Source organism: Shewanella electrica (assembly GCF_022321485.1).
Classification (GTDB): Bacteria; Pseudomonadota; Gammaproteobacteria; order Enterobacterales; family Shewanellaceae; genus Shewanella; species Shewanella electrica.
Genome location: NZ_JAKOGG010000005.1, coordinates 190,690 through 216,859 on the forward strand (window position 1 = coordinate 190,690; position 26,170 = coordinate 216,859).

Annotated in this window: 24 protein-coding genes; 9 read left to right on the forward strand and 15 right to left on the reverse strand. The window is 49.4% G+C overall.

Going from position 1 to position 26,170, the window contains the following annotated elements; translation table 11 throughout:
• From L9G74_RS09830 to L9G74_RS09845, 4 genes are read left to right on the forward strand one after another with little or no spacing between them, the layout of a single operon-like run.
• Complete coding sequence (locus L9G74_RS09830; RefSeq protein WP_238896132.1) at nucleotides 1–588, forward strand: DUF4381 domain-containing protein; 588 nt, start codon at nucleotides 1–3, stop codon at nucleotides 586–588.
• Nucleotides 582–1,568: a vWA domain-containing protein gene (locus tag L9G74_RS09835; protein ID WP_238896133.1), complete on the forward strand. Its 987-nt coding sequence runs from the start codon at nucleotides 582–584 to the stop codon at nucleotides 1,566–1,568. The genes L9G74_RS09830 and L9G74_RS09835 overlap by 7 nt, the downstream gene beginning before the upstream one ends.
• A complete protein-coding gene (locus tag L9G74_RS09840) occupies nucleotides 1,565–3,652 on the forward strand; it encodes a vWA domain-containing protein (protein WP_238896134.1) in 2,088 nt (695 codons plus the stop codon). The genes L9G74_RS09835 and L9G74_RS09840 overlap by 4 nt, the downstream gene beginning before the upstream one ends.
• Before the next feature lie 23 nt (nucleotides 3,653–3,675).
• Nucleotides 3,676–5,277 (forward strand): BatD family protein, encoded by a 1,602-nt coding sequence (locus L9G74_RS09845; RefSeq protein ID WP_238896135.1) that lies wholly within the window; start codon nucleotides 3,676–3,678, stop codon nucleotides 5,275–5,277.
• A gap of 89 nt (nucleotides 5,278–5,366) precedes the next feature.
• Here L9G74_RS09845 and L9G74_RS09850 read toward each other — a convergent pair whose 3' ends face one another.
• The 5 genes from L9G74_RS09850 to L9G74_RS09870 form a co-directional block, all read right to left on the reverse strand.
• The gene (locus L9G74_RS09850; RefSeq protein ID WP_238896136.1) at nucleotides 5,367–5,657 is read right to left on the reverse strand and encodes a hypothetical protein; all 291 of its coding nucleotides are present in this window, start codon (nucleotides 5,655–5,657) and stop codon (nucleotides 5,367–5,369) included.
• Between the two features lie 375 nt (nucleotides 5,658–6,032).
• Nucleotides 6,033–6,428, reverse strand: a complete 396-nt coding sequence (locus tag L9G74_RS09855; protein ID WP_238896137.1) for a hypothetical protein — start codon at nucleotides 6,426–6,428, stop codon at nucleotides 6,033–6,035.
• Nucleotides 6,429–6,481: 53 nt separating this feature from the next.
• Nucleotides 6,482–6,799, reverse strand: a complete 318-nt coding sequence (locus tag L9G74_RS09860) for a DUF7677 family protein (RefSeq protein ID WP_238896138.1) — start codon at nucleotides 6,797–6,799, stop codon at nucleotides 6,482–6,484.
• Between the two features lie 78 nt (nucleotides 6,800–6,877).
• The gene (locus L9G74_RS09865; RefSeq protein WP_238896139.1) at nucleotides 6,878–7,558 is read right to left on the reverse strand and encodes a hypothetical protein; all 681 of its coding nucleotides are present in this window, start codon (nucleotides 7,556–7,558) and stop codon (nucleotides 6,878–6,880) included.
• A 72-nt stretch (nucleotides 7,559–7,630) separates the two neighbouring features.
• Complete coding sequence (locus tag L9G74_RS09870) at nucleotides 7,631–7,885, reverse strand: hypothetical protein (RefSeq protein WP_238896140.1); 255 nt, start codon at nucleotides 7,883–7,885, stop codon at nucleotides 7,631–7,633.
• A 371-nt stretch (nucleotides 7,886–8,256) separates the two neighbouring features.
• On the opposite strand from L9G74_RS09870, the gene L9G74_RS09875 reads away from it, so the two are divergent.
• Nucleotides 8,257–10,101 (forward strand): DUF885 domain-containing protein, encoded by a 1,845-nt coding sequence (locus L9G74_RS09875; protein WP_238896141.1) that lies wholly within the window; start codon nucleotides 8,257–8,259, stop codon nucleotides 10,099–10,101.
• 474 nt (nucleotides 10,102–10,575) lie between these two features.
• Here L9G74_RS09875 and L9G74_RS09880 read toward each other — a convergent pair whose 3' ends face one another.
• Entirely contained in the window at nucleotides 10,576–11,337 is a 762-nt protein-coding gene (locus tag L9G74_RS09880; RefSeq protein WP_326521513.1) for a substrate-binding periplasmic protein, read from the reverse strand.
• A gap of 876 nt (nucleotides 11,338–12,213) precedes the next feature.
• On the opposite strand from L9G74_RS09880, the gene L9G74_RS09885 reads away from it, so the two are divergent.
• Nucleotides 12,214–14,058 (forward strand): AAA family ATPase, encoded by a 1,845-nt coding sequence (locus L9G74_RS09885; RefSeq protein WP_238896143.1) that lies wholly within the window; start codon nucleotides 12,214–12,216, stop codon nucleotides 14,056–14,058.
• A gap of 707 nt (nucleotides 14,059–14,765) precedes the next feature.
• Here L9G74_RS09885 and cctA read toward each other — a convergent pair.
• Nucleotides 14,766–15,119, reverse strand: coding sequence for a tetraheme c-type cytochrome CctA (gene cctA / locus L9G74_RS09890; RefSeq protein WP_238896285.1), 354 nt, complete (start codon nucleotides 15,117–15,119; stop codon nucleotides 14,766–14,768).
• 329 nt (nucleotides 15,120–15,448) lie between these two features.
• Nucleotides 15,449–16,315, reverse strand: a complete 867-nt coding sequence (gene htpX / locus L9G74_RS09895) for a protease HtpX (RefSeq protein ID WP_238896144.1) — start codon at nucleotides 16,313–16,315, stop codon at nucleotides 15,449–15,451.
• A 252-nt stretch (nucleotides 16,316–16,567) separates the two neighbouring features.
• On the opposite strand from htpX, the gene pepE reads away from it, so the two are divergent.
• Complete coding sequence (gene pepE / locus L9G74_RS09900; RefSeq protein ID WP_238896145.1) at nucleotides 16,568–17,281, forward strand: dipeptidase PepE; 714 nt, start codon at nucleotides 16,568–16,570, stop codon at nucleotides 17,279–17,281.
• 61 nt (nucleotides 17,282–17,342) lie between these two features.
• On the opposite strand, the gene bioD is transcribed toward pepE, so the two are convergent.
• The 4 genes from bioD to bioB are packed head-to-tail and all read right to left on the reverse strand — an operon-like array spanning nucleotide 17,343 to nucleotide 20,993.
• Nucleotides 17,343–18,029: a dethiobiotin synthase gene (gene bioD / locus L9G74_RS09905; RefSeq protein ID WP_238896286.1), complete on the reverse strand. Its 687-nt coding sequence runs from the start codon at nucleotides 18,027–18,029 to the stop codon at nucleotides 17,343–17,345.
• Nucleotides 18,030–18,061: 32 nt separating this feature from the next.
• Nucleotides 18,062–18,802: a malonyl-ACP O-methyltransferase BioC gene (gene bioC / locus L9G74_RS09910; protein WP_238896146.1), complete on the reverse strand. Its 741-nt coding sequence runs from the start codon at nucleotides 18,800–18,802 to the stop codon at nucleotides 18,062–18,064.
• Nucleotides 18,792–19,928, reverse strand: coding sequence for an aminotransferase class I/II-fold pyridoxal phosphate-dependent enzyme (locus tag L9G74_RS09915; RefSeq protein WP_238896147.1), 1,137 nt, complete (start codon nucleotides 19,926–19,928; stop codon nucleotides 18,792–18,794). The genes bioC and L9G74_RS09915 overlap by 11 nt, the downstream gene beginning before the upstream one ends.
• Nucleotides 19,929–20,993, reverse strand: a complete 1,065-nt coding sequence (gene bioB / locus L9G74_RS09920) for a biotin synthase BioB (RefSeq protein WP_238896148.1) — start codon at nucleotides 20,991–20,993, stop codon at nucleotides 19,929–19,931.
• A gap of 148 nt (nucleotides 20,994–21,141) precedes the next feature.
• Between bioB and bioA the strand changes: the two genes are divergently transcribed.
• A complete protein-coding gene (gene bioA, locus L9G74_RS09925; RefSeq protein ID WP_238896149.1) occupies nucleotides 21,142–22,455 on the forward strand; it encodes an adenosylmethionine--8-amino-7-oxononanoate transaminase in 1,314 nt (437 codons plus the stop codon).
• Nucleotides 22,456–22,540: 85 nt separating this feature from the next.
• Here the strand turns inward: bioA and cobB are convergent, their stop codons facing one another.
• Nucleotides 22,541–23,254 carry a Sir2 family NAD+-dependent deacetylase gene (gene cobB, locus L9G74_RS09930; protein ID WP_238896150.1) on the reverse strand — a complete coding sequence of 238 codons (714 nt, stop codon included), beginning with the start codon at nucleotides 23,252–23,254 and terminating at the stop codon, nucleotides 22,541–22,543.
• Nucleotides 23,255–23,515: 261 nt separating this feature from the next.
• On the opposite strand from cobB, the gene fur reads away from it, so the two are divergent.
• Nucleotides 23,516–23,953: a ferric iron uptake transcriptional regulator gene (gene fur / locus L9G74_RS09935; RefSeq protein WP_238896151.1), complete on the forward strand. Its 438-nt coding sequence runs from the start codon at nucleotides 23,516–23,518 to the stop codon at nucleotides 23,951–23,953.
• Between the two features lie 112 nt (nucleotides 23,954–24,065).
• On the opposite strand, the gene sucD is transcribed toward fur, so the two are convergent.
• Both sucD and sucC read right to left on the reverse strand, forming a co-directional pair.
• On the reverse strand, nucleotides 24,066–24,938 hold the full coding sequence (gene sucD, locus L9G74_RS09940) for a succinate--CoA ligase subunit alpha (protein ID WP_238896152.1): 873 nt from the start codon (nucleotides 24,936–24,938) through the stop codon (nucleotides 24,066–24,068).
• Nucleotides 24,938–26,104, reverse strand: a complete 1,167-nt coding sequence (sucC, locus tag L9G74_RS09945; protein WP_238896153.1) for an ADP-forming succinate--CoA ligase subunit beta — start codon at nucleotides 26,102–26,104, stop codon at nucleotides 24,938–24,940. The genes sucD and sucC overlap by 1 nt, the downstream gene beginning before the upstream one ends.
• Nucleotides 26,105–26,170: the final 66 nt, after the last annotated feature.

Here is a 26,170-nt window from a genome sequence, read left to right on the forward strand (position 1 = left end):
GTGAGTTCTCCCTCTGCTAATCCTGCCCTCAGTGGCATGCAAGATATTCAGCTACCCGCCGACATCGGCTGGTGGCCGTTAGCGCCCGGTTGGTGGGCGTTGATCGTGGTGGCGTTGCTGCTGCTGATTATCGCTATCGTCTGGTCAATCCGAGTTTTACGCCGTCGCCGTCAGCATGCGGCCGCAGCGAAATCGGCGTTGCAGATGCTGCAACAGCTGGACAGCCAAGAGCCACAACTGGCGGTACACGTGAGTGCGCTACTCAAGCGCACCGCCATCAGTTACGGTGACCGCCAACAAGTGGCAGCATTAACTGACGACGCGTGGTATCGCTACTTAGATGCGGTATTGCCCGCCGCCGAACGCGGCCAATTTGCTGAGCTGCTGGCAAACCGCTATCGCCGTCCCGGCAGTGAAGTGGATGGCAGCACACTGATCGCCTTGTGCCACCGCTGGCTCAAACATGCGCCAGCGTATTACCAACAACCGTTGGCACAACGCATGGCGCAGGCGAGCAGTGAGTCAGCCGCGATGAATGCCACCAATCAAGCCAACAGCGATGCTGCCGCTAAGGAGGCCACATGCTGACCTTAGCTTGGCCTTGGTTGCTGATCTTACTGCCGCTGCCGTTGATTATTCGCCGTAAGCCGAAAAAACTGGCGGGCGGCCAACTGCATCTGCCCGGTGTGGCGGGTTACGCCGGTAACGCCAGCCACACACAGCAGAGCAAACGGCCGTGGTTATTGTGGCTGCTGTGGTGTTTGGCGGTTATCGCCATTGCCCGCCCACAATGGTTGGGTGATCCGATTGAGCTGCCGACCAAAGGCCGCGACTTGATGGTGGCGGTGGATCTATCTGGCAGTATGCAGATTGAAGATATGGTGCTAGATAACAAAACCGTGGATCGCTTTACCGTGATCCAAAACGTGGTGAGCGACTTTATCGAGCGCCGCGCCGGTGACCGTATCGGCTTAATCCTGTTTGGCGATGCCGCTTATCTGCAAGCCCCGCTAACGCAAGACCGCCGCTCGGTAGCGCAGTATCTCAAAGAAGCGCAAATCGGCTTAGTCGGTAAACAAACCGCCATCGGTGATGCCATCGCGCTCGGGGTAAAACGCTTTGACCAGATGGAAAAAAGCAATCGCGTGTTGATTTTGCTGACTGACGGCTCAAACAACACCGGCCGTATCTCACCCGATCAAGCCAGTGCCATTGCCGCTAAACGCAATGTCACCATTTACACCATTGGTATTGGTGCCGATGTGATGGAACAACGCACCCTGTTTGGTGTGCAGCGGGTTAACCCATCGGCCGACTTGGACGAAGAGCAACTCAAACGCATTGCCGACACCACCCACGGCCGTTATTTCCGCGCTCGTAATCCAAAAGATTTAGCAGCCATTTACCAAGAGATTGATAAGTTGGAACCTATCAGCCGCGATCCACTCAGCTATCGGCCACAGTCAGAACTGTTCTACTGGCCGCTCGGCATCGCCTTGTTATTGCTGATGTTACAAGGATTAGCCAGCATGCTACCCGCCTCTGCGCGTTTAGGGAGTCGCTCATGAGTTTGCATTTTATGCGCCCTGAATGGTTTTGGGCACTGATCCCGCTGGCACTGCTGCTGTACTTTTTCGCCAAGAAAAACCCAGCACAATCCAGCTGGAACCGGTATATCGCACCGCATCTGGCCGCCAATCTGATTGACGATGGTGTTGCCGAAAAGCGCTCGCATCTGCCGTGGCTGGCCGCCAGCTGTCTGGTCGCTATTGTTGCACTGTCAGGCCCGGCGCTGTTTCAAAAACCGCTGCCCGTATTTGCCAGCAGCGAAGGCCGCGTGTTACTGATGGATATGTCGTTGTCGATGTATGCCACCGATGTCACCCCCAATCGGCTGACCCAAGCGCGCTTTCGTGCCACCGATCTGTTGAAAGGGCTAAAAGATGGTGAAACGGGCCTGATTGCCTACGCCGGAGATGCGTTTGTGATCAGCCCGCTAACTCGTGACAGCAACACCTTACTCAACCTGTTGCCGACCTTAAGCCCTGACATCATGCCAGTGCTCGGCTCTAATCTCCCCAAAGCCATCGACAAAGCCAAAGAGTTGTTGGCGCAAGGCGGCCATATCAAAGGCGACATCATACTGGTCACCGATGGTGTGAATACTGATCAACTTAATGCCGCAGAGTCCGCCTTAGCAGGCAGCCAATACCACTTAGATATTTTGGCAGTTGGCACCGCTCAAGGCGCGCCAATCAAGTTGCCTAACGGCCAACTGATGCGTGACAGCAAAAATGATCTGGTGGTGCCCAACACCGATTTTAGTCAGCTCAACAAACTCGCCAACGCTACTGGCGGCCGCTTATTCCCGTACAGTAATGACGGCAGTGACCTAAACAAACTGCGCACTTGGCTTGAACAAGGCGATAAAGCCGCAGGCGCGGCAGCCACCTCGTTGGCAGGTGATACTTGGATTGATCTGGGACCCTATCTGGCGCTGCTGTTATTGCTACCGCTGTTATTAGCATTTCGTGTCGGCCTACCGCTAATGGCGCTGCTGTTACTGCCATTAACACTAGGGCTGGTCCCCAAACCTGCCCAAGCCAACACTTGGGATGATTTGTGGCAAACCAAAAACCAGCAAGGCGCGCAGGCGTTTAATCAAGGTGATTACAGCAATGCCGCCGAGCAGTTTGAAGATAGTGCATGGCAAGGTGCGGCAAAATATAAAGCCGGTGATTACCAAGGCGCGTTGGATGCGTTTGAGCATGATAAATCCGCCCAAGGTTACTACAACCAAGGCAATGCGTTGATGCAGTTAGGTAAATACGATGAAGCTGCCAAACGCTACAACCAAGCGCTGGCGCAAGACCCGAATATGCCGGAAGCTAAGGTCAACCAAAAACTCGCTGAACAGTTGGCTAAGCAGCAAAAACAACAGCAGCAAAACGGTCAAGATGGCAAGGACGGTGATAAAGGCCAAAATGGCAAAGACAACCAAGACGGCCAAAACAACCAAGACCAGCAGGACAAGGACCAGCAAAACGCTGGTGATGATCAGCAGCAAAACAGCGATCAATCGCAGCAAGGTGATAAACAATCGGGCCAAGATGGACAGCAGAACCAGCAGAACCAGCAGAACCAGCAGAACCAAGATGGTAAAAATGGTCAGCAAGGTCAGCAAGGTCAGCAAGGCGACGATAAATCATCCGAGCAGCAGGACGGTGCTAATCAGCAGCAACAGGCGCAGCAATCAAACGATAGCGCAAACGACGAGTCTCAACAGCAGCAACAAGCCTCAGCGACCAATCAAGCTGATGATGCCACCGGCGATGAGCAACAACCAGCGCCACAGATGCAAGCACAGCCTGAAGCTGGTGAGCAGCAAGCAGCAAACGGCGACGACCAAGCCCAAGCAACCGCCAGCAGCGCAGCAGAGACTAACCCAGCCCCCGACGCTAACGAGCAAAATCCGGATGCGGGTACGGTGCAAGCTAAACAGATTAGCCCTGACGACCTGCCAGAAGATATGCGCCGTGCACTCAAAGCCGTGGTAGACGATCCATCCGCTCTGCTGCGCAATAAAATGGAATTGGAATATCAACAACGCCGTCAACGCGGCCAGTTACCCAAGGAACAACAACAGTGGTAAAAGTCGAACGATACCTTTTACTCATGGCAGTGTTACTGCTGCCATTCAATGCTTTTGCACTTAGCGCGTTACAAGCCTCGGTCGACCGCAATCCGGCCATGGAAAACGAATACTTAGTGCTGACCGTCACGGCGGATGATGAACTGGAAAGCAATGCCTTAGATACTTCGGCGCTGCTGCACGACTTTGTCGTTGGCCGCACCACCGTCAGCCGTAGTACGCAAATTGTTAACTTTGATACCCACAAAGAGACCAATTGGCGCGTGCTGCTCAAAGCCAAACACCAAGGCATAGTGACCATCCCCGCCTTTGAGATTAACGGCGTTAAATCAGAACCGATTGATTTGAAAGTAGTTGATGGTGCCAGCCAACCGGCCACCGAAGAGTCAAACCTGTTTATCAAAGCCAGCATTTCCAACAATGAAGCTTATGTTGGACAACTGCTGACGTACACCATCAAACTTTACTTAGCGGTCGATTTTCAACGCGGTGTGCTCTCCACACCTAAAGCTGATGGCGTGCAGTTCAAACAGATCGGAGATGACAAAGACGGCAACGAAATTGTCAACGGTCGGCGCTTCCGTGTGATTGAACGCAACTACAGCATGGTGGTTGACACTCCAGGCAAGATTGAGATCAACGGCCCCGTATTCTCGGGCGATATTTTGGTGGATGCGCCGACACGCAACAGCATGTTCTCATTCCAACAAAGTCGACCAATGGACGTGCACGGTGAGACCTTGTCGGTCAACATTCTGCCTAAGCCCGCCAGCTACGTGGGCAACTGGCTGGTGGCAGACTTAGTCACGCTGGACGAAAACTGGCAAGATCAGCAAACCTTTGAGGTGGGTCAACCCATCACCCGCACCATTACCCTACTTGCCTCAAACGCCGATGAAACCAGCCTGCCAGATCTGCAGCTTTCACTGCCTGAAAGCATGAAAAGCTACCCAGAAAAACCGCAGCGCAAAACCATGGCGCGCAGCGGGCAATCGGTGGCGCAACTGACGCAGACCGTGGCGGTTGTTCCATCCAAAGCGGGCGAGTTTACGCTGCCCGAAGTCAAAGTGGCTTGGTGGAACCCGCATCTTAAAAAACAAGAAGTGGCCACCCTACCGGCGCGCCATCTCAAAGTGAAAGCGGCAGCCAACGCGCCAGCGCCGATTATCGACGGTGGCCCCCAAACGGCGTCAGCCGACCGCGGTATCTGGCCATGGACCACGGCACTGTTTGCCCTGCTGTGGTTAGGCACTGTGCTACTGTGGTGGCGGGCGCGCCAACGGCCGGCGCACGTGCACGTACACAGCAACGTCAGTGGCGGCGCGCGCAACAAACAACCACACTCGCTCGATAGTGCCATTGCGGCGCAAAATAGCGGTGAAGTGCTCAGTGCGCTACTGCGAGATTTAACCGCGTTTACTGGCCGAGAAGTGACCTTGAACAATCTGCCGCACATTGCCCCTGAGTTGGCGCAAACCGTGAGTGATATTCAAGCCGCGCAATACAGTCGCCAGCAAGTGGATACCGCCGCGCTGTTCCAACAGTTAAAGGCACAACTCGCCAGCTTTAAAAGCGCTAAACAGCAGCAAAAATCCAGCGACTCCTTGATGTCGCTCAATCCCTGATACATTGTGAGTGAAACATAAAAGCCACCTCGTGCAGAGGTGGCTTTTTTATAGAAAACTGCCGTCAATAATGGCTGAGTAATACGGCGTTAAGCAGATGCTAATAGCGCCACGCCTGCCGCTTCCGAGATGGTTTGTGCATCGGTTCGCTCGATGATTTTGACAATCACCGTCTGAATATTTTCATCATGTCTCACATCGGTTTTAGCGTTAAACTTTTGCACTTGCGGTTCTGCCCCCTCTTCCGCCACAAAGGAGATAACCACATGAGTGGCTAACGCTGGCGTGTCACCAAAGTACGCAATCGACACTAACGGGTAACCTTTAAAACCTCGGCTGACCAACTTGGCAATACGCTTTTTTGCTTTATCTAGGTTCATCTATTTCGTTCCTGATAGTGATACTGATTAACGCCTCAAACAGCGGCTGAATTTAGAAAAACTTGCCCGTGATATTTGTGCCACGCTGCGTTGCTGTAAAACGTAGGCCCAGCAGGCGCATAGCGTAAACCCGCTACTCAGCGTCTTGTTTTGGCATCATCTCACGACTATACGCGAGATTGCGCCAAAGTATTGCAGTAACAATGCCGCAAGCCATTTCAATACTGGGAGAGATACGCAGCGAAAGAACAGTGCCAAGCCACTTAGCAGCGAATGGCGAGCCTTCCGCAAAAAGATGAAGCCGTAGTCCACGCCCCACCGAGATGGATAAGCTAAGTGTTGGCCGTGCCGCATCATCCAGTTGACGATCAAAAACTACATTGAATCATCTTCTTTAGCGATAAGTTGCCAACAACTGTCTAGCTGCTGAAATTTATACCGAATTAACACGCCAGTCCCAGCAGTAAAAAACCGGATTGTTAAGGGGTCTTCAATGACATAGAGATACCCCAATTGCGTTCTTGTTGCGTGATTTTCAACAATGGGAAAATCGAGTTGTGCAGCGGTCATCATCTCTTCTGTGGGCGCAATATCTGGATCGCCAGAGCCCTGCACAACCCGCAACGGCAATTGGGTGTAACGTTTTTGAATATCAGCATGTTCCATAAAGTCATAGGCAAAATCTTCAAAATTTTGCGCCGGACATTCTGCGCCGATGGCAGGTAAGCTGAGCGCGGAAATAAACATTAAGGTGCTGTATGCTGTTTTCATATCGCTGCTTTAAGAATTGTTATACAAAGTGCCGAGGCAATACGCCCCGCCTGTTATTTGCCCTGTGTGTCTGGCGGACCAAACAGCGTTAACTCCCAGTCTTCAAAAGGTGGCGACACCACAAATGCGGGGTCGCAATAAGACTTGATATAATCCGTGGCTCGTCTTTGTGCATGAGTGAAGTTGACCACCTGACCTTGCGCATCCATCTCTAACACATTGGCAAAAATGGCAAAAGCCATTTCAATTGCGCTAGGTTCTTCGCCATAAAGATCGAGATATTCAACATCTTTGAGCATGTAGTGGCTGCCGCTTGCCATAAAGTAGGCAAAGGTTCTGAATGCGCCACTAACATCATGACTTAATTTCATTTTTATTTATTACCCTAACATTCGCGCCTTAGTTGCAATCCATTGTTCAGCAACTAAGGCAAGTGCCCAATCGCATATCTACCGCGATGGTATTTTTTGATACGTCATATTGTCAGAAGTGGAAATCAACAAATCGTTTTCCACAGTAAATTCCAGTCGCTCAAATGGCTGCTTGGCGGCCCACTGCGGATCGGTAACCCAAAAGGCGGCCGTTTTCTTGGCAACTTGTCGCTCGGGCACATCAAACCAAGTGTAATCCGCACTATCATTGATCCAACGTAAGCCCACTCGCGCTAATTGCTCGCCGTCGTCTTTAAATACCGTCGCAAGGCCATTGAGTTCAGTGGTTGCTTGATACTGTTTATGGTCGCGAGTCTCCACCACCACCGCAATATCGGCTACACCGCCAACGCCTTTGACAGCCACAACCACTTGCCAAAAATTACTGGGAACTTGCCGTATCCTTTTCATATCATCATCAGTAAACGGCACAAACTCAGGTGAGCCAGTAAGCGCTGGTCGCTCAGGCGTTTTAATCTCCAACACGCCATCGTTAACTGACCAAGTGCCGTTGGCCTTAAGATCCGCACTGCCCACAATCATGCCCCATTGAAAGGTGTGATCTTGCTTGAGCGACAGTTCCGCTGCCGCCTCCATTTGATTCACAAGGCGATAGCGGCCAACGACGTCAGCATCGTCATTCGCCATCGCGGCAGTGGAAGTCATAAGCAGTAAGGCGGTCAATAAGGGTTTAATCATAATGAATACTTTTAGTCAGACTGATGAAAACGCAGCTTGCATGACGAGTGCACATGCAACGCCCGCAGCGGCTTAAACAGCGTTATTACGCATCGAGGTAATGATTGGATTCAGCCCAGCGGCCGCATCCAAAGCAAGCGCCTCATTTGGGCTGAGCGCCGATAGGCCGTGTTGCCACGGAGTCATCACCATCGCGGGGATTCGGGTATCGCATGCGCGGCACTGCTCACACTGCTTAATCTCAGCCCGATTTGACCAAACATGATCTTGCAGTGCTGGTTCAAGCGGTGGCTGTTGTTGGTAGGAAAATCCATTGGGGTTATTCACCGTGTAAAAATCCTTTTTAACTTAAACACATCAAGTTATTGCTATTGAAAGCCGATGTGTAACCGCGTGCTAGACGGGCAATTTAGCAGCTTACTGGCAGATACGCCATCCGCAAACGGTTGCCAACCAGACTCCCATAAACAACAGTGAAGCGATAGCGGCCCGTAGCAATCCCGCAGAGGCAAGATTATCGCTTAATCTGCCTTTCTAAAGTGCCTACTTCAACCGCCACTCATAACGCCTCGACACGCACAGCAAATGTTACAAACCCAGTTGCTTGGTAATACATTTGTTAACAATTCTCTTTATACTCTGCCGCCGCGCTTCTTTAGAATCCACTGATGATCAACAGCCCCTAAGGAAGTCTGAACATGCCAATAAAAACCAACATCAGTATTATTGCACTCGCCCTCTCGACCTTAGCGACCCTGCCAGTTTATGCCGCAGCGCCAACGGCAACCGACAGCCAGCAGTCACTCACCGCCGCGGCGCAAAGTGAGTCAGAAAAAGCCAACGCGTTGTTTGATGCCATCTTTATGGAAGACGTGATGGCCAGCCCAGTGTCACAAACCTATATGGGCATCAAACAGGATTACGACAAATGGGATGATATCGGTGACAGCGCCGATGCCGCCAAGCTGGCGCGCGATAAACAGCACCTTGCACAGGTCAACCAAATCGACGCCAGTAAGCTCGACGCGCAAACGCAGCTCAGCCTGCGGTTAATCAAACAAAGCCTTAATGATGCCATCAGCGACTATCAATGGCGCTATCACAACTATCCGGTAAATCAGATGTTCGGCGGCCACTCAATGATCGCCTCATTCCTGATTAACCAACATCAAATCACTAACGTCAGTGATGCGAAGGCCTATATCAGCCGCTTGAACGGCGTTCCCAAACGCCTGAAACAGTTGCAACAATCACTGGAAGTGCGGGCCGACAAAGGCATCATCGCCCCTAAATTTGTGTTTGCTTACGTGCTTTCCGACAGCCAGAACATCATCACCGGTGCGCCATTTGATGACGGTGAAGACAGCACATTGCTGGCCGATTTCCGCAAAAAAGTCACCGCACTGGATATCAGTGACCAAGAGCAAGCCGCTTTACTCAGCCAAGCCACAGCAGCATTGCAGTCGCAGGTAGCCCCTGCTTATCAAGCACTCATCGCTTACATTAAAACGCTGGAGAGCAAAGCCGATACCCGTGATGGCGCGTGGAAACTGCCAGACGGTGAAGCTTTTTATAACCGCGCACTCGCACGTACCACCACCACTGACATGACCGCCGCAGAGATCCACGCCCTCGGTCTCGCAGAAGTGGCTCGCATCCATGATGAAATGCGCGCCATTATGCACAAAGTGAATTTTAAGGGGTCACTGCAACAATTTTTTGCCTTCATGCGCGATGACCCGCAGTTTTATTACCCCAACACCGCCGAGGGCAAAGCCGAGTATCTTGCCAAAGCCACGTCAATGATTGACGACATGCGCACTCGTTTGGATGAAGTATTTAAGGTCAAACCCAAAGCGGCGATTGAAGTCAAAGCCGTTGAGGCCTTTAGAGAAAAATCCGCTGGCAAAGCCTTCTACAGTCGCCCCGCGCCCGATGGCTCACGCCCCGGCATGTACTACGCCAACCTTTATGACATGGCGGCCATGCCAAAATATCAGATGGAAGCACTGGCCTACCACGAAGGTATTCCGGGGCATCACATGCAGATTGCCATCGCCCAAGAGCTTACTGGCATTCCTAAATTTAGAAAATTCGGCGGCTACACTGCCTACATTGAAGGCTGGGGGTTATATAGCGAAGCATTCCCGAAAGAGATGGGACTGTACGATGATCCCTATTCCGATTTCGGCCGTTTAGCCATGGAACTGTGGCGCGCCTGCCGCCTCGTGGTGGATACCGGTATTCACGCACAAAAATGGACTCGAGAACAAGGCATCGCCTACTACGAAGCAAACACGCCCAACGCCAAATCAGATGCCGTGAAGATGGTTGAACGTCATATCGTTATGCCATCGCAAGCCACCGCTTATAAAGTGGGCATGAACAAAATCATCGAGTTGAAAAACAAGGCCAAAGCCAAGCTGGGCGATAAGTTTGATATTCGTGAATTTCACACCGTGGTGTTAGCCAACGGCGCACTGCCGCTGGATGTCCTAGAAGACCAAGTGAATCAATGGATTACCAGTGTAAATAAGGTGTGAGGCGATAAGTAAGTAACCACAATCTTTCATCAGTGAGTATCACCGCAAAGTCGTCTGCTGTGTCGATGCGGTGATACTGCTTCGTCGACATCAAACACAATCCCGCCGACACCGTTCACTGCATAATTGGGATGGATCATTCCACCAGATGGGTTCGCCGATAACCTCATTTAAAACGTTGGGCAATCGTGCTGCAAACAATACATCGTGGGTAGCAACATATTAGCCACGTTGATATCGCCAAACATACAGATGAACGTTAGCGCCAAAAGCGGTGAAACTGGGTACAGATATCTCAGCATAATGCCGTGGGGTTTAGGCTGGAATAAGGTGCAATTACCGGACAGTTCTGCCGAGCAGATGCCTGCAATAGAACAACGAGAACAATGGTCAATAAAGCTTAGTTAGTCGGTTATTAATGAGAGAAAAAACCACACGTTATTAATAAGTTGACCTAAGAGAATTTATCTTTATTTAATCAAGTTGGTGATCATATTTGCTTAAAATAATGTCCATGGTGCCATCTTGCTGCATCTCGGCCACGATTTTATCAAACTGCTCCACCAGCGGAATATTTTCTGGCTTTCGAGAAAACACAAGATAACTCACCGCAGATTCACTGGGTGGTCCACTAATGGTCACGCGATCAAGTCCATTAAGCTGTTTAAGTATGTGAATACCAACCAAACGGCTACAGATAACCGTGTCCATTCTGCCCGCCAACAATTTTTTAAACGTCAGTTCATAACTTACCGCTACATCTAGGTGTTTAAAGGTGTTTTCTCTAACGGCGGTATCAAATCTATTGCCATAGGAGGTTCTATCAACCACACCAATGCTGGCATTCGCCAGCGAGGCGTAATCGCCATCAAATTTGACTTTAGAGCCTTTTAAGACAAAAAACACATAATCTTGAGTGAGCAACGGGTGCTTGGGAAACAGCATTGTTTGTTCACGCTCGTCGGTCTTTTTTATGGTAAACAAGCCATCAACTTGCTTATTTTCAACAAGATATAAAGACCTAGCCCAAGGGTAAAACCGATATTGAATCGGTTGATTCATTCGAGAGAATATCTCGTTGACCATATCAATGGTGAGCCCTTGCACCGTCGCACCAGTTTGCTGCATATAAGGGGGATACTGCATCGTAGCAAACTCTAACCGAGTTTGACTCCACGTGAGGTTGCTATGCAGCAAAATGAACGTGAAGAGCAGAAGATATCTCAAATTACGCATGCATTTGATTGGTTGAAACTCATGAGCTAAGTCTTACCCGCCGTAGATGCTTTGTCAAAAGCCATTGGTCAAATCAGCCGATTAAACCAAATCCTAATGTCATGCCAAACATACAAGGCGTAATTAACTATCACTGCGTGATTGCAAACTGCGTTTGCGAAAGTCGTGGAACTACTCGTTCCACACCAGAGGACAAGGGGACTGACCAGCCTCGAATGACGTCCATGTCTAACGGCCAGCTCGCCATCCGTGGCTCGCGCTCATAAGCACAATCATCGTAGATGAGTATTCGCCCTTCTAAATCCCCATGCTGCCCCGACGGCGCGAAACACTACGGCGCTTCTGGTTTGCCATTTTCGCAAACCGCTCTGATTCGCGGTCCATCGCTCACCATCGCTGCTCGATATCCATATCTCGCTTGCTCAATGTCTGCCCAACGCACCTTCGTCGCGCCGAGGGGAATTGGTGTTACTCGAAAATTCAGTGCGTTAGCTGGGTTAAATTGGTGAGTGCTCCATTTGATACGGAGTGAATTTTCGAGTATTACCATAGTACCGACTGCTGCACTCATCGTAGCTGATGTCACCTGTTCGATTCCTCGACGAGAGCGTGAGCGGGTGATGTGAGTAGTGCTGAACTTAGCAGAGCGATGGATAGGTAACGACTCATCCCCCAACCATTTAACTTCGTGAAAGATACTTTGCTAATGAGATATAAACCAATTGTTAGTCAAACAGCTACGCGCTATGTTTCCCTACACAGTAGAAGACATTTTGAGCTTTAACCTAGTGGCTCGTTTCGATATAAAAGTAATGGCTCCTCGACTCACGTGATGAAAATTTAAAGTGATTTTTTATGTAATTAAGGAATGGAAAGTTGAACCAAAAAACACCTAGCGAGCAGATTGTGGACTTTCTGAAAGATCCGAGTTTCCCCACTATCGTATTACTTTCAGGAGCTTGGGGAAGTGGCAAAACTTACTTGGCAAAAGAAAAATTAACCCCATTACTAAGAAGATATGACAGTAAGAAAAGGGTCCACTACGTTTCCGCATATGGATTAACTAGCCTAGATGACTTTAGAGATAAAATTTTATCACTATGCTATTCAAACAACTCAAATACCTCTGCATGGGCATCTTCCGCAAAGAGTATAGTCGGTGGCGCGACTCGAATTTTGGGTGACGGCGGCATCACTAATACTGTAATGGGAGCCCTAGCTAAACCTGTAAAACATAAACTTTTGAAAGCGATAAATAATGTAAACATTATTATCGACGATCTCGAAAGAGCATCCAGTGAAAAATTGATAAATGAAATTCTTGGTGAGAGTTTAAACTTTGCAGAGAACAACACAAATGTTTGGATTATTGCCATAGCAAACATTGAACAAATCAAGAACTTACAAACATTAGAAAAAACCTTTTTAAATAGAGTCTCAATCAACCCAACAGCAGTTGACCTAATAAATTTTGTCGATAACAAATATCAAGACCTGTTATGTGATGTGGTGAGAAAAACATTAACCAATACCATCGAAGAACTACAATTAGAAAATTTTCGCGTTGTACAACGCATTTTGCAAGTATATACTACTGTACAGCATTACGTTAATAAAGCAGATTCAATAGATCGCCCCAATGCTCTCGCAGCCCTAATTGGTAATATCACTCGCATTTGCTATGCTCATTTTGTATGCGGGCTTCCAGCAAAAGTTTTGCAAGCTTATGCTGAAAATAAAACAAATCAAGCCGACGATGATGTATATAGCGATCAATCACCTGAAAATAACAGTACCCCTACTGAGTTATTAGATAATGAAAAATCAAATATACTCGTTAGAACAATGAGTCGTACTCCTATTAGTATCACAAAATCTTTAGTGAACTATAGCCTCGGGTTGACAAGATTACCTGAACATTTTATTGAAGAATTCAATATTCCTCTTTTAACAAATCCCATAGACAGCATAATTAATTTTCATTTTATGAATGGGAATATGAGTGCAGAGTACTTTGGTTCCGCAATTGGAAAAACAAAGGAATTTATCGATAACCCTCAGGATAGAACGTACTTCGATTGGATCAGAGCTCTCGACGCATACTGTTATTTGATTAACAATTGCTACATAGATGGAAATATCGAAAAGATAATATCTAACGCCAGAGAGATTGCAGCCAAAAAAGATGACTTTAAAACATTCAACGACGCTGACGAAATAGTACATAGATATTTCATGCGTAACATTGAGGAACGCCTATCGAGCAACGAAGTAAAAAATCTACATAATGAGATATTCCCAATTATCGAAAAATTTGATAAGAAGAATAAATCATCAAAATTAGAAAACATGTTCATTCAGTCATGGGACGCTGTTAGCTCAGATATTTATCGTAATTATGATTACAAGCCTTTTTTAAACACATTTAACTTGGGCAAAGTTTCATCTGGAATCAAAGAGAATTGGTCCATTACTGAATCTATTATTTTTGGGCAACACTTAGCTGAAAGATATAAGGCAAATAATATCTATCAATACCTATCTCCAGAATTCAGCAGCATTAAGAAATTAAGAGTAAAAATAGAAGAAATAACTGATAAAATGGATAGTTCGATAGATAAAGGGAAACTAATGGAATTATTATCCTACATAGAAACAGCCATTAAAGCGATCGAGGAGGCTGAAACTAGGGAGAAGTTAGCTAAGCAAGCTACGGAGTAAACGAGGAAGAGGATTAGATGGAAATGTTACTAAAAAGGTTAATATAAATCTAACACCAATTTAAACTCTTTTATGTATCAATATTAGATCTTTCAATTAAACATCTAACTCAACTCTACACAGAAGTAAAAAATTTAAAAGTATGATTTTCAGACAACACCAATTCCCCTCGGCGCGGCGAAGGAGCGTTGGGCAGACATTGAGCAAGCGAGATATGGATATCGAGCAGCGATGGTGAGTCACGGATGACGAATCAGAGCGATTTGCGAAAATGGCAAACCAGAAGCGCCGTAGCGTTTCGCGACGTCGGGGCGTCCTCGGGGATCCAAGGGGTAAGGGACGAGCATTACCCCTTGGCTCTGGTGTGGAACGAGCAGTTCCACGACTTTAGCAAGCGACAGCTTGCAATCACGCAGTGATAAATCTTTTCAGCCAAGAACTGTGCAACGTTCAAAAACAAACCTGACAGGCAACACCATTCCCCTTGTCCTCTTGCGTGGAACGAGCAGTTCCACGACTTTCCAAACGAAGTTTGGGTATGGCGCCAGCCATAAATCTCTGCAAGCGACAGCTTGCAATCACGCAGTGATAAATCTTGACGCAGTGTGAGCGCGAAAGCTCACGATGTTGGCAAACGCAGTTTGCAAGGCGCAGCCGCAAAAAAAATGCCGGCATAAATGCCGGCATTGCGTTCCAGTTCGCTGAGATTATTTACCCAGGATTTTCTCTGGAGTACGGCCGTCGTCATGACAAGCTTCACAAGTAGGGTGTTGACCTACGTTCATATCGTGTGGAGCGTGACAATCAGCACATTTCAGCATGCCATCGTGTGGTTTATGAACTGCGTCCATATCAGCCAGACCGCCGTGACAACCTTGGCATTGTTCAAATTCGTATTCACCATCTGCAGATGGAGAACCATCTTTGTGGCAAGAATCACAACCGCCGTTCATTTCTACGTGGAACTCAGCCAGTTTTTGTTCTTCTGCGAAAGCACCTGTAGACAGGGCCATTGCAGCTAAACCTGCACCGAACAGAGCGCCAAGAATTTTTTTGCTCACCATATTAATCCTCCGGTAATACAACATGGCGGAGTTCTTTTACTCACGTTGACTCCAGTCCAGTTGTAGTTGAAAGCACGACTTTTACACATTTTTCTTGCCCGCTCGGAGCAAGTAACGAAACTAAATATCAGTCCGCGATACTTTAACAACTTATAAAAAACCAAAATGTGCGCTAAATCAACTTAATGCCGAATTCGATTTGGCATTTACAATAAATTTAGCTGATAAAACAGATAGTAATGCTTTTTTACATGGTTTACTAAATTACAACAAAAAAAGAAGGCCTGGATAGGCCTTCTTCTGGTAAGCATAGCTTAACTTAGTGGTTATGCTGCATTTTTAAGCGCGGCAATACGTTTTTCTAACGGTGGGTGGCTCATTAACAATTCCGCCATTGAACGTTTACCGTTGATACCAAAGGCTGACATGTTCGCTGGCATTTCACCGGTTTCAGGGCCATTACGCAGGCGTTCCAGTGCGGCAATCATTTTGCTGCGTCCAGCGAGTGTAGCGGCGCCAGCATCGGCACGGTATTCACGAATGCGTGAGAAGTACGCCACGATGATAGAGGCCAGAATACCGAACAGAATTTCCAGTACGATCACTACCGCAAAGTAAGCCAAGCCGCCTAAACCTTCGCCCTCTTCCTCGTCATTTGACAGGAAGTTGCTGATGATATTTGCCACCACGCGCGCCATGAAGATCACGAAGGTGTTTACCACGCCTTGGATCAAGGTCAGGGTCACCATGTCACCGTTCGCCACGTGGCTCATTTCATGCGCTAGCACCGCTTCTACTTCATCGGCATTCATGCCGTAAAGCAGACCAGAGCTGACAGCCACTAATGAGTTGTTTTTACTCGGGCCGGTCGCAAAAGCGTTCATTTCTGGCGATTGGTAAATAGCCACTTCTGGCATCTTCACCCCAGCTTGCTGCGCTTGACGTGCCACGGTTTCCAACAACCAACGTTCAGTGTTATCACGTGGGTTGGTGATAACCTCTAACCCCATGGAGCGTTTTGCCATCCATTTGGACATTGCCAAACTGATAAAAGCACCACCAAAACCAAAAATTGCTGCGAACACCAGTAAACCACCGGTAGTACGCGTATTGACCCCAAGTACTGACATAACAATCGACAGTACCACCATCACGGCCAAGTTAGTTATCAGAAATAGCACTACACGTTTCATATAAACTCCTATGGAGAATATTCACCACGACTTAATCGCCTTGAAAGACATAATATGTCTAAATTGCAGTAATTCAAGGTGTGTTTAATTAAATATTATTTAAGCGGGGTGATGCTCAGAATTAGGCGCAAGTCTAGGGTGTACAACTTAATCCAAGCTTAATGCTAACCGCCTGAACCGCAAGTGAAGATTGAGCCTGATGGCCGCTGTTTGTTAGTATGGTTCGACCTTTTGACCAGCAAGGAAATTAGCATGACAACTAATGCGCTTTTATTGAGTAGTTCTCGCGCTGGCGCGACTCCCTATTTGGAACATGCGCTGCCGTTTATTGCACCTATGACGAATCTAACCAAGAAGTGGTTATTCATTCCTTATGCCGGTGTAAGTAAACCCTATGAACAGTATTTAGAAACCGTTGCCGCAGGCTTAGCACCGCTGCAATTGGATATTTCGTCGATTCACCAATACGGTGACCCAAAACAAGCAATTAAAGATGCTGGTGGCATTTTGGTGGGAGGAGGCAATACTTTCCACCTGCTGCATGAGCTGTATCGCTATGATTTACTGCATCTTATCCGCGAAGAAGTCGCAGCAGGCAAACCCTATATTGGCTGGAGCGCGGGTGCTAACATCGCCGGACAAAGTATTCGTACCACCAACGATATGCCAATTATCGAGCCACCATCGTTTACCGCTTTGGGATTGGTACCGTTTCAAATCAATCCGCACTACAGTAATGCGACCATTGCCGGCCACAATGGTGAATCGCGTGCGCAACGCATTTTAGAGTTCACTTGTGTTGATCCGAGCACCCCAGTGATTGGTTTACAAGAAGGTACGGCGTTGCAGTTACAGGGCGATAAGCTGACATTGTTGGGTGAGCTGCCTGCCTATCTATTTAGTGGACAAGAGCAGGAGATCCCCGTGCCAGCGGGCAGCGATTTGTCCAAGTTATTGAACAACTAATCCAGCACTGCCGTAGAAAATGCCACTCGCTTTGAGTGGCATTTTAGTTTGCATTAACTTACTAGCCGCGACTTTGCAGCAATGGCGTAAGATCCAAATATTCAGCGATGGCTGCGGGTGTCGGCTTCGCGAGATGTGGCACCTCCCCAAGAAACGGCACTTCCATCATCTGTTTGAGACTGGCGAGGTTTTCATCATAACGCGCCATCTGCTCACCGGCGGTATTGGCCACCCAGCCCGCCACTTCAAGGCCATCCATCCGAATCACATCACGCGTTAGCAGTGCATGGTTTAGGGCACCTAAGCGCATGTTAACCACGATGATCACCGGTAACCCTAATGCGGCCACGACCTCGGACAGATAACGGTTATTACCCAACGGCAAACGCCAGCCACCAGCGCCTTCCATTAAGCAGAAGTCCGCCATGGCGTATTGGGTAAAATCTAACGCCGAGATCACCGTTTCCGGGCTGATATCAACCCCGGCATCGGCCGCGGCGATATGTGGCGCAATGGCTGGCTCAAAGGTGAATGGGTTGACGCGATCATACTCGAGCGTCAGCGTGGATTCGCTCATTAACAATTTGGCGTCGCTGTTGCGCCAACCATCCGCCGTGTGCTCACAACCAGAAGCGATAGGTTTAAGCCCAAGTGTGCGCCATTTTTCCACGGTGCGCGCTTTATGTAACAGCGCTGCGGCGATGTGTGATTTACCGCTATCGGTATCCGTACCCGTTACAAAAAAAATCATCTAGTCACCTTCAGCAATTAACGAAATCGTTATTTCATCGCGCGCAGGTAAGCCACGCGATAACTTAGCGGAATGCCTGCCGCTTGACGTAACGCCTCTGCGCGCGCCTGCAACGCTAACCAATGTTGTTTGCCCTTGAGTCCCTGCTGTTGCGCCGTGAGTGATGCCCCCACCCCTTTGATGGAATAAAGCAGTTGCCGCAGATCGGCAAAATGGCATTGGTGGCGAATGGTCTCACAGTGCAGTTGTTGCCACGGCAGCGCGGCAAACGCTGCTTGCAGCTGGTGTTCATCAATAAATTGGCGCTTGTTAAGCGCTAAATCGTCCAGCTCGGGCAAGCTGCCTGCCACCACTAGCGCAATCAACAGTTGTCCTTGGGGACGCAGCACGCGATACGCCTCGTGAGCTACCAGCGACATGTCAGCGCACCACTGTAATGCCAAATTAGAATAGTAACTATCGACGCTCGCGCTTGATAGTGGCAGTTGCTGCGCATCGGCACACATCACTTGGTAATCAGCATATTGCTGCTGTAGTTGCTGCAACATACCGCTGGCAATATCCACTGCAATCACCTGTTGCGGCTGATATTGGCTAAAATCGGTGCCCGGCCCAGCACCCACATCGAGTAAGCGCGCTACCGCCGTTGGCAACGATTGCAGCAGTTGCTGCTGCGTCTGCCGTTGGATCACATTGTGTTGCTGATAATGGCTGGCGGCATGAGAAAAACGCTGCGCCACCGCGTGGTCAGTGTTTAGTTCAGCCCGCATCAGCAAGCACCTCAACTAAGGCGGCAATCAGGGCAGAGATTTGGGTTGTGCTATGCGCCGCACTCAAGGTAATGCGTAAGCGGCTACTGCCCTGCGGTACGGTGGGGGGGCGAATCGCTCCGACTAAAAAACCACGTTCACGCAGTTGTTGCGCCACCTGCATCACTTGCTCACTGGCACAAATCAGCAGCGGTTGAATGGCGCTAGCAGACGCCAACAACGGCAATTTGGCTTGCTGCGCGAGTTGCCGAAACAAGGCAATATTTTGTTGCAGTTGGGCCACTAAAGGAGGTTCAGTGGCTAATTGCAACGCTTGTTGCGCCGCTACGCAACAGGCCGGTGACAGCGCGGTGGAATAGATATATTCGCGGCAATTAGCCACCAAAAAATCAATCAGCTGTTGACTGCCGACAATCGCAGCGCCTTGGCAGCCCAAGGTTTTGCCAAAGGTGATCAAGCGCGCGAACGGCACAACTTGCAGAGTATCGGCTAACAAAAAGCCGTGGGCATCATCGACAATTAACGGGCAATCGTATTGCTGGCACAACGCCGCCAGCTCATGCAGCGGTGCGCAATCGCCATCCATACTAAAGATGGTTTCGGTCAGCAGCGCGGTAACCTTGCCCTGACTTAATAAACGTTCCGCCGCCGCTAGATCGTTGTGTTGATAGCGTTTGAGTTTGACCTTGGCATCGCGCAGACCATCGATCATCGAGGCGTGAACCAGCTTATCGGCAACCACGGTGTCATCGCCGTTAAACAAAGTTTTAATTAATGCACTATTGGCGCTAAAGCCCGAGCTGAACAGCAGTGCGGCTTCGGCGCCGGTTGCTGCACACAAGGCGTGCTCTAACTGCTGATGCGCCGAGCTATAACCACACACCAACGGCGATGCGGTGCTGCCAACGCCATATTGCTGCGCACCAGCAAACAAGGCGGCGGCTACTTGCGGCGCTCGACTCAAACCGAGGTAATCATTACTGGCAAAGTTGTGCAGATTAGCGTTATCGGCCGTGACCGTCGCCGCAGTCGCGGCATCCATCAACCGCCGCTGCCGCAGCAAACCGCTATCGTGCAACTGCTGCTGACGGGCGGTTATTCGTGCCAATAAAGGGAGTTCGCCCAATTACAGCGCACCTGCATCGTAAAACGCGCCAGCAGCTTTGGCTTGTTTCGCTTGCTGATGTTGTACTGCTTGCTTCAGTGCGTCGCCCTCTTGTTCCAACACGGCCGCTTGCCCTTGCTCTGGGTTCAAGCCCAGCCGTTGGAACAGCGCCATATCAGTGTTTTCCTTCGGGTTGGCCGTGGTCAGCAATTTGCAGCCGTAGAAAATCGAGTTCGCACCGGCAAAGAAACACATGGCTTGCAGCTCATCGGTCATGTTCTCGCGGCCAGCAGACAAACGTACCCGCGACAACGGCATGATAATACGCGCCACCGCGATGGTGCGGACAAACTCCAATGGGTCCAGATCTTCCTGCTCGGCCAGCGGCGTACCGGCGACTTTGACCAACATGTTGATCGGTACCGAATCTGGGTGTTTTGGCATATTTGCCAGTTGTTGCAATAAGCCCGCACGGTCAGTAGCGGTTTCGCCCATGCCAACAATCCCGCCAGAGCAGACTTTCATGCCTGCGGCACGCACGTGATCCAGCGTATTTAAACGGTCTGCATACGTGCGGGTGGTGATGATGTCACCGTAAAATTCTGGCGAGGTGTCGAGGTTATGGTTGTAGTAATCCAGCCCCGCAGCCGCTAGCTCGTTGGCTTGTTGCTGATCCAGCATACCGAGCGTCATGCAGGTTTCCATGCCAAGCGCTTTAACCTCTTTCACCATGTCGGTGAGATACGGCATATCGCGCGCTTTTGGATTACGCCACGCAGCGCCCATACAAAAACGGGTCGCGCCAGCGGCTTTGGCGCTACGTGCTTCGGTGAGCACTTTTTCAATCTCAAGCAGCCGTTCTTTTTCAAGGCCAGTATCGTAACGGGCGCTTTGCGGACAGTATTTGCAATCCTCTGGGCAGGCGCCGGTCTTGATCGACAGTAAGCGACTTACCTGCACTTCGTTGGGATTAAAATGTTGGCGATGAATAGTATGTGCTTGAAACAGCAGATCATTCATCGGCAGCGCAAACAGCGCTTCAATCTCTTGTCGTTGCCAGTCGTGACGCACTTGCGTGTCAACCATAATATGTCCTGTAAAAGCTCTGTAGCTGCGTTCCACCAAGTCAGCTTGCTCACTGCGCCTTGATGCGGTTTTTAATTTTGGCTAGCATACCCGTGCCCAAGCCGCTGTCAACACAGTGAGCTACAACAAGTTTACCTTTGGTTATTATATGAGCAATTTAGACTACTCGTTCGACCAGCAGCATATCTGGCACCCTTATAGTTCTATGCGTTTTCCGACACCAACCTTTGGCGTGACGGCGGCGAACGGAGTGAGACTGACACTGGATAGCGGCGAACAGCTGGTGGATGGTACTAGCTCTTGGTGGGCGTGTATTCATGGTTACGGCCATGCCGACATCGTGGCGGCAATGCAGCAACAGCTACAGCAACTGAGTCATGTGATGTTTGGTGGCATTACCCATCAGCCTGCTATCGACCTGTGCAAACAGCTGTTGGCGTTGGCACCAAATAATCTCACCAAAGTATTTCTGGCCGATTCTGGCTCCATCGCGGTAGAAGTCGCCATGAAGATGGCGCTGCAATATTGGCAAGGCCGCAGCGCTAACACTAAAAGTAAAATCCTCACCGTGCGCCGTGGTTATCATGGCGATACCTTTGCAGCGATGAGCGTGTGCGATCCCACCGAAGGGATGCACAGCATGTTCGGTGCTAACGTGGCCCAGCAACTGTTTGCCCCAGCACCGAAAACGCCATTTGGTGAGCAACTGATTGCCGATGACACTGCGGAGCTAGAACAAATGCTAGCCGAGCAGCATCAGCAGATCGCCGCGCTGATTATTGAACCCATCATGCAGGGCGCAGGCGCGATGTGGTTTTATAGCGCGGCCTACCTCAAGCGGGTGCGTGAGCTGTGCGATAAGTACCAAGTGCTGCTGATCTTAGATGAAATCGCGACCGGTTTTGGCCGCACTGGTAAGTTGTTTGCGTGTGAACACGCCGATATTCAGCCCGATATTATGTGCGTGGGTAAAGCGCTGACTGGCGGTTATATCAGCCTAGCGGCAACGCTATGTAGCGATGAAGTTGCCAGCGGCATCAGTGATTCGCCTGCCGGAGTATTCATGCACGGGCCGACCTTTATGGCCAATCCCCTCGCCTGCGCGGCGGCCAATGCCAGCTTAACCCTGATCAGCCAAGGCACATGGCAACAACAAGTGGCGGCGATTGAAACACAAATGCAGCGGGAATTGGCGCCAGCAGCAGCGTTTGAGCAGGTAGTTGCAGTACGGGTGCTTGGTGCCGTGGGGGTTATCGAACTTAATCACACGGTCGATACCGGCAAACTGCAGCAGGAGTTTGTTAAACGCGGCGTGTGGGTGCGGCCATTTAGCCGCTTTATCTACATCATGCCGCCGTACGTGATTAACAGTGAAGATCTCAGCCAGCTCACCGCCGCCATGGTAGAAGTTGCCAAGCTGACGCGAGCGCCGACCACATCGCAGTTTATCAGCCACGGCTAATCAGGTTTTGCCCCAACAAATAACGCGCCACAGCATCAAGCTAACGGCGCGTTATTTATCTAATCGCGTTAATTTTATGGCGCACTTACAAGGTGTCGCCTGCTAGAATCCGCTGCACCAACGCAGGCAGCGTCACGCTAGCACTGCCTTGGTAATGCGCTTTAAACATACTGTGTTCATCGGCTTCGGCAAGGTTTACCTCAATGGTCATCGCACCATGGTGATTGGCGATATCGACAAAACCAGCCGCCGGATAAACCGTGCCAGACGTACCGATAGCGATGAACAGATCGCACTCTTCCAACGCATCGTGAATGCGGTCCATGCCGATAGGGATTTCACCAAACCAGACGATATGTGGCCGCAGCCGTTGTGCTGGAATACAGCAAGTACAACCGTTATCGGGACCGAAGGGTTCATGTAGCGAGAAAGTTTGCCCAGAACGTGGGCAACGGCCTTTATTGAGTTCGCCGTGCATATGTAGCAGCTTTTTGCTGCCAGCACGTTCATGCAGGTTATCGACGTTTTGGGTCACGAGCAGCAATTTGCCAGTAAATGCTTGTTCAAGCTGGGCTAACGCCTCGTGGGCGGCATTAGGCGTTACGGCAGGATTTTTGAGTTGTTGCCAACGTTCGTTGTAGAAGTTTTCCACCAATGCTGGATTACGGGCATAACCTTCTGGCGTCGCCACATCTTCAATACGATGATCTTCCCACAGTCCATTTTGATCGCGAAACGTGCGTAATCCCGACTCTGCTGAAATGCCCGCGCCAGTGAGCACCACTATGTGCTGATACATGCACAACCCCTATGATTTTTTGCCCATACTGCCCAGCGGCAGTTATTTGAACAATAGTTCCTTGGTATAACCCTACAAAAAATAATGCCAATCCATTTGTTTTCATTGGGATATGCTTCAATAAAATACATTTACGTACAAGATAGAGTCAAAAACACTGACTAAGGTTTAAGTTTACCAAAACTGCTCATATAATGAGTTCCAACACCCACTGATGAGCCCATGATCTGCGTAATGGGTTCTGCAATCAAGAGATTCACCATGACCGATGGAAATCAAGCACTAAAGAAAGCGGGTTTAAAAGTTACCCTGCCACGAATCAAGATTCTGGAATTGATGCAAGAACCAGAAAATCAGCATATCAGCGCGGAAGACTTATATAAGAAACTGCTAGATATTGGCGAAGAGATTGGTTTGGCGACCGTGTATCGCGTACTGAACCAATTTGACGACGCTGGCATTGTGTCACGTCATCACTTCGAAAGCGGTAAAGCAGTATTTGAGCTTTCTACCCAAGATCACCATGACCACCTCGTTTGTCTTACTTGCGGTAAAGTGATCGAGTTTACCGATGAAGTGATTGAACGCCGCCAACATGAAATTGCGGTAAAACATAATATCAAACTGACCAACCACAGCTTGTACCTGTATGGTACTAGCGCTGATGGTAAATGCGATCACGGTGACGAAGAAGCATAAGCAGCCACAGTGATAATAAAGCCGACTTAGGTCGGTTTTTTATTGCCTAATCACAGGCAACCGTGACAAAAAAGGCGCCATCAGGCGCCTTTTGCATCATGAACAGAATGGCTTACCAGCCAGTCTTTTCACGCAGTGCTTTACCGATGTCTGCCAGAGAGCGCACGGTAGTGACTCCGGCAGCTTCCAGTGCGGCAAACTTGTCAGCCGCAGTACCTTTACCACCAGCAATGATAGCGCCAGCGTGGCCCATACGTTTGCCCGGAGGTGCAGTCACACCGGCGATGTAAGACACCACAGGTTTAGTAACGTTGGCTTTGATATAAGCCGCGGCTTCTTCTTCTGCAGTACCACCGATTTCACCGATCATCACGATAGCTTCAGTCGCAGGGTCGTTCTGGAACATTTCCAGTACGTCGATGAAGTTAGTGCCTGGGATTGGGTCACCACCGATACCAACACAAGTAGATTGGCCGAAACCTTCGTCAGTAGTTTGTTTTACCGCTTCATAAGTCAGTGTACCTGAACGTGAAACGATACCCACTTTACCCGGTTTGTGGATGTGACCAGGCATGATACCAATCTTACATTCACCCGGAGTGATAACACCTGGGCAGTTAGGACCGATCATGCGAACGCCAGTTTGCTCCAGCTTCACTTTGACCTGCAGCATATCCAGTGTTGGGATACCTTCAGTGATACATACAACCAACTGAATGCCGCTGTCGATCGCTTCCAGAATCGCATCTTTACAGAAAGGTGCTGGCACATAGATAACAGATGCAGTCGCACCAGTTTCAGCTACGGCGTCTTTTACAGTGTTAAACACTGGCAGACCTAAGTGAGTGGTACCGCCTTTACCTGGCGATACACCGCCAACCAGTTGTGTACCGTAAGCCAAAGCTTGCTCGGAGTGGAATGTACCTTGTCCGCCAGTAAAACCCTGACAGATGACCTTGGTATCTTTATTGATTAATACAGACATTATTTGCCCTCCGCAGCTTTTACTACTTGCTGCGCTGCGTCAGTCAAGCTGCTCGCAGCAATGATATCCAGACCAGACTCCGCCAGTACTTTTGCGCCCAGTTCGGCGTTAGTACCTTCCAGACGTACCACTACTGGTACCGCCACACCCACTTCTTTCACAGCACCGATGATACCTTCAGCGATCATATCACAACGCACGATACCACCGAAAATGTTCACCAATACCGCTTTTACATTCTTGTCAGACAGAATGATTTTGAACGCTTCAGATACACGCTCTTTAGTCGCGCCGCCGCCTACGTCCAAGAAGTTAGCTGGTTTGCCACCATGCAGGTTTACGATGTCCATAGTACCCATCGCCAGACCAGCACCGTTCACCATACAACCTACGTTACCGTCCAGCGCAACGTAGTTCAGTTCGAACTTAGCCGCGTGCGCTTCACGTGGGTCATCTTGTGAAGGATCGTGCATGTCTTTGATTTTTGGCTGACGGAACAAGGCGTTGCTATCAACACCAATTTTGCCGTCCAAGCAATGCAGGTTGCCTTCAGTGGTGATCACTAATGGGTTGATTTCCAATAGAGCAAAATCATGTTCGAGGAACATGTTAGCTAAGCCCATGAAGATCTTAGTGAACTGTTTGATTTGGTTAGCGTTCAAACCCAGTTTGAAACCGAGGTCACGACCTTGGAAAGGTTGTGGGCCGGTGATTGGGTCGATAATCGCTTTGTGGATCAGCTCTGGGGTTTCTTCGGCGACTTTCTCAATCTCAACGCCACCTTCGGTAGATGCCATAAACACTACGCGACGGCTACCACGGTCTACAACAGCGCCCAGATACAGTTCGTTAGCGATATCGGTGCAGCTTTCTACCAAAATTTTAGCAACTGGTTGGCCTTTTTCGTCAGTCTGGTAAGTCACCAGATTTTTGCCTAACCATTTTTCAGCGAAAGCGCGGATCTCTTCTTTATCACTGGTTACTTTAACGCCACCGGCTTTACCGCGGCCACCAGCGTGTACCTGACACTTAACAACCCAAGTGTCGCCACCGATGCGGCCAGCCGCTTCTACAGCTTCTTGAGCTGTGTCGCAAGCGTAGCCTTCTGAAACTGGCAAACCGTATTCTGCAAATAAGGCTTTTGCCTGATACTCATGCAAATTCATGATTGATTATCCGTAAACTACGTTTTTGGACAAACTGGCCCTCACCCGAAGGCCAGTCACGAGGAA

Excerpts from the sequence above, each read along its gene's own strand:
- L9G74_RS09835 (WP_238896133.1), top strand. The coding sequence starts at position 582 with ATGCTGACCTTAGCTTGGCCTTGGTTGCTGATCTTACTGCCGCTGCCG.
- L9G74_RS09840 (WP_238896134.1), top strand. The coding sequence starts at position 1,565 with ATGAGTTTGCATTTTATGCGCCCTGAATGGTTTTGGGCACTGATCCCG.
- L9G74_RS09845 (WP_238896135.1), top strand. The coding sequence starts at position 3,676 with ATGGCAGTGTTACTGCTGCCATTCAATGCTTTTGCACTTAGCGCGTTA.
- L9G74_RS09850 (WP_238896136.1), bottom strand. The coding sequence starts at position 5,657 with ATGAACCTAGATAAAGCAAAAAAGCGTATTGCCAAGTTGGTCAGCCGA.
- L9G74_RS09855 (WP_238896137.1), bottom strand. The coding sequence starts at position 6,428 with ATGAAAACAGCATACAGCACCTTAATGTTTATTTCCGCGCTCAGCTTA.
- L9G74_RS09860 (WP_238896138.1), bottom strand. The coding sequence starts at position 6,799 with ATGAAATTAAGTCATGATGTTAGTGGCGCATTCAGAACCTTTGCCTAC.
- L9G74_RS09865 (WP_238896139.1), bottom strand. The coding sequence starts at position 7,558 with ATGATTAAACCCTTATTGACCGCCTTACTGCTTATGACTTCCACTGCC.
- L9G74_RS09875 (WP_238896141.1), top strand. The coding sequence starts at position 8,257 with ATGCCAATAAAAACCAACATCAGTATTATTGCACTCGCCCTCTCGACC.
- L9G74_RS09880 (WP_326521513.1), bottom strand. The coding sequence starts at position 11,337 with ATGCGTAATTTGAGATATCTTCTGCTCTTCACGTTCATTTTGCTGCAT.
- htpX (WP_238896144.1), bottom strand. The coding sequence starts at position 16,315 with ATGAAACGTGTAGTGCTATTTCTGATAACTAACTTGGCCGTGATGGTG.
- pepE (WP_238896145.1), top strand. The coding sequence starts at position 16,568 with ATGACAACTAATGCGCTTTTATTGAGTAGTTCTCGCGCTGGCGCGACT.
- bioC (WP_238896146.1), bottom strand. The coding sequence starts at position 18,802 with ATGCGGGCTGAACTAAACACTGACCACGCGGTGGCGCAGCGTTTTTCT.
- bioB (WP_238896148.1), bottom strand. The coding sequence starts at position 20,993 with ATGGTTGACACGCAAGTGCGTCACGACTGGCAACGACAAGAGATTGAA.
- bioA (WP_238896149.1), top strand. The coding sequence starts at position 21,142 with ATGAGCAATTTAGACTACTCGTTCGACCAGCAGCATATCTGGCACCCT.
- cobB (WP_238896150.1), bottom strand. The coding sequence starts at position 23,254 with ATGTATCAGCACATAGTGGTGCTCACTGGCGCGGGCATTTCAGCAGAG.
- fur (WP_238896151.1), top strand. The coding sequence starts at position 23,516 with ATGACCGATGGAAATCAAGCACTAAAGAAAGCGGGTTTAAAAGTTACC.
- sucD (WP_238896152.1), bottom strand. The coding sequence starts at position 24,938 with ATGTCTGTATTAATCAATAAAGATACCAAGGTCATCTGTCAGGGTTTT.
- sucC (WP_238896153.1), bottom strand. The coding sequence starts at position 26,104 with ATGAATTTGCATGAGTATCAGGCAAAAGCCTTATTTGCAGAATACGGT.